At 77.4% G+C, this 2,989-nt stretch carries 4 protein-coding genes; all 4 read right to left on the bottom strand.

Annotated features, from left to right (window positions below; all coding sequences use genetic code 11):
- Window positions 1-454 (bottom strand): DNA glycosylase AlkZ-like family protein (locus NH602_RS29715; RefSeq protein WP_253069544.1); only part of this gene is annotated, 454 nt, incomplete at its 3' end.
- 16 nt (window positions 455-470) lie between these two features.
- Window positions 471-1,607 carry an LLM class flavin-dependent oxidoreductase gene (locus NH602_RS29710; RefSeq protein ID WP_253069543.1) on the bottom strand — a complete coding sequence of 379 codons (1,137 nt, stop codon included), beginning with the start codon at window positions 1,605-1,607 and terminating at the stop codon, window positions 471-473.
- A 67-nt stretch (window positions 1,608-1,674) separates the two neighbouring features.
- Complete coding sequence (locus NH602_RS29705; protein ID WP_226357835.1) at window positions 1,675-2,478, bottom strand: IclR family transcriptional regulator C-terminal domain-containing protein; 804 nt, start codon at window positions 2,476-2,478, stop codon at window positions 1,675-1,677.
- Window positions 2,475-2,989, bottom strand: a 515-nt coding sequence (locus NH602_RS29700; RefSeq protein WP_253069542.1) for a lyase family protein, incomplete at its 5' end; no start/stop codon positions are given. The genes NH602_RS29705 and NH602_RS29700, both read right to left, overlap by 4 nt.

The raw sequence follows: 2,989 nt of genomic DNA, 5'->3' as shown, positions 1-2,989 counted from the left end.
CGGGGAAGACGCCCGCGGGCAGGCCCGCGGCGGCGAGTGCGGCGGTGATCTCGGCGTGCCGGCGCGGCCCGTCGGCCAGCAGCCCGCCGACGACGCGTGCGGCGGCGGTCATGTCGGCGTCGGTGACGTCGCGGAGCAGCCGCAGCCACTCCGCGCGCTGCTCGGCCCGGACGGCGGCGGTGAACACCCGGTGGTCGCGGCGGCTGAGCATGTGGATGGTCGAGCGCATCGCCCAGGCCTGTACGACGCGTCCGTCGTGCAGCATCGCGGTCAGCGTGGACCGCTCGAAGCCGATGAGCCGCGACCAGAGCCCGAGGTAGCCCGACGGGGCGTGCTGGGTCTGCAGCCCGCCGATGCGCTCCAGAGCGCGCGGCACCGTCAGGGCGGCTCGCCCGGTGAGGAGCTGGCGGGCGAGCAGGGCCCGCAGCCGGTCGTCGGCGGTGAGGACGCGCACCCGGCGAGTGTGCCGGTCAGCCCGCCGTCCGGGTGTACCGGTCCGCGGGGCGGGCGAGCCCGAAGCGGTCGCGCAGGGTGCCGTCGTAGGGAGCGGGCGTCCAGGCGTCGCCGAGTGCGGGCAGCAGGCCGTCGACGATCTCGTCCACCCCGGACGGCAGCGCCAGCGGGACCAGGACGAACCCGTCGGCGGCGCGCTCCTCGGCGGCGTCGCGCAGCAGGCCGGCGAGTGCGGCCGGGTCGCCGACGTGGCGCAGCGTCGCCGGGACGGTGTCGGCGTCGGCGGGGGCGAGTGCGTCGAGCTCGCGCAGCCGCGCGGCGGCGTCGTCGCCCAGCAGGGTCTCGACGTCGAGCAGCACGGTGACCTGTTCGGGGTCGCGCCCGGCGTCGGCGACGGCGGCACGCACCCGGTCCCGGGCCTCGGCGGCACCGGCGACCGTGTCGGCCGCCACCCGGACGACGTCGGCGTAGCGGCCGACGGTCGCCAGCGCCTCGATCTCGTCGCCGCGCAGCACGGTCAGGGGCTGCCCCTGCGGCGGGCGCGGGGTGATCGACGGTCCGGTCACGGAGAAGAACTCGCCGGTGAAGTCGATGTGGTGGAGCCGGTCGCGGTCGACGAAGCGGCCGGTGGCGGAGTCGCGGATCTCGGCGTCGTCCTCCCAGGAGTCCCACAGCCGGGCGGCGACCTCGATCGCCTCGCCGGCCTCCCGCCAGAGCGAGGCCGCGTCGCGATCGGCGCGCGCCCGGCCGAACAGGTCGGCCTCGGCCTGCGTGCGCGACACGTCGGGCTGCCAGCCGGCCCGCCCGGTGGACACGAAGTCCAGGGTGGCGACGGCCTTGGACAGGTGGAACGGCTCGGTGTGGGTGACCGTCACCGTCGGCACGACCCCGATACCGGGGACGGCGGGCGCGACCCGCGCGGCGACGGCGACGGCGTCGAGGGTGCCGGGCAGTGCGGCCGGGTCGGCACCGGGCGGCTGCAGCGAGTCGGGCAGCGCGACGAGGTCGAGGCCGCCGCGCGCCGCGGTGCGGACCAGGTCCAGGTGGTACGGGGCGGTGAACAGCCGGGCCGGGTCGGCGCCGCCGAGCCGCCACGCGCCGGGGTGGCGCCCCGCCGCTCCGAGTTCGACCGCCAGGTGCAGACGTCCGCTCACCGTGCCTCCGTCGCTCGTGATCAGCTCCTGGGAGGGCCAACCCACCGCGGGCGCGGTCTGTTCCCGGTCACCCGGCGGCGCGCAGGTCCGCCTCGATCGCGGCGGCGCAGGCGCGCAGCTCGGGCAGGATGTCGGCGCGCAGGCCGTCGGCGTCGTTGCGGGAGGCGTGGGTGGAGACGTTCGCGGCCGCGACGACCCTCCCGGCGCGGTCGTGGACGGGCACCGCGACCGAGCGCAGCCCGGCCTCCAGCTCCTGGTCGACGACGCAGTGCCCGTCGGTGCGGACCCGGTCCAGCTCGGTGCGCAGCTGTTCCGGGGTCGAGACGGTGTGCGCGGTCAGCGCCGCGGGTTCCAGCGCGCCGAGGTAGGAGTCGAGGGTGGCGGGCGGGAGCGCGGCGAGCAGGACGCGACCCATCGACGTCGCCCAGGCCGGGAAGCGGGTCCCGATGGTGATGGTGACGGTCATGATCCGCGAGGTGGGGACCCGGGCGACGTAGACGACGTCGTAGCCGGTGTGCGGGTCGCCGTCGAGGACCGACACCGACGCGGACTCGCGCACCGTGGCGACCAGGCGCTCCAGGTGCGGGGCCGCGATCTCGGGCAGGCCCATCGCGGACAGGTAGGACCAGCCGAGCTCCAGCACCCGCGGGGTGAGGGTGAACAGCCTGCCGTCGGTGCGGACGTAGCCCTCCTCGGCCAGGGTGAGCAGGAACCGGCGCGCCGCGGCGCGGGTGAGCCCGGTGGCACGGGCGACGTCGGCGAGGGTCTGCTGCGGGCGCTGGGCGTCGAAGGACCGGATGACGGCCAGCCCACGGGCCAGCGAGCGGACCTGCTCGGTGCGCGGGGCGCCCACGTCCTCCGGGGTGCTCACGCCGGCCGGCCGGCGAGGACGGTGTCGACCAGGTCGGCGGCGTGCCCGGTGCCGTGGCCCTGGGCGCCCGCGGCGAGGTCGAGGTTGCGGGCCATCGCCTCGGGGTGCACCTGCAGTCCGTCCAGGCTCACCCGCAGCCGGGCCGCGGCGCCGGCGGTGACCCGCAGCAGCGCGACGAGCGTCTCCCACTCCGCGTGCCAGGCCCCGGCGGCACGCTGGAACTCCTGCTCGGCGCCGGCGAGCAGCGTCGCGACCAGGCCGGGGGCGCGCTTCGCGGCGCCACGGGCGGTGACGGCCGCGGCCGGGTTGCGCTTGTGCGGCATCGACGACGAGTCCCCCGGCGCGGACTCCGACACCTCACCGAGCTCGGTGGCGGACAGCAGCACGACGTCGCCCGCGGGCTTGGCGCAGGCCCCGGCGGCGACGCCGAGCGCCCCGGCGAGCTCGCCGATGCGGCTGCGTTCGGTGTGCCACGGCACGCCCTGCGGGGCGAGGCCGAGCCGCGCGGCCA

It is taken from the genome of Pseudonocardia sp. McavD-2-B, assembly GCF_024124365.1.
Taxonomy (GTDB): Bacteria; Actinomycetota; Actinomycetes; order Mycobacteriales; family Pseudonocardiaceae; genus Pseudonocardia; species Pseudonocardia alni.
This window is presented reverse-complemented; position numbering and strand designations above follow the sequence as displayed.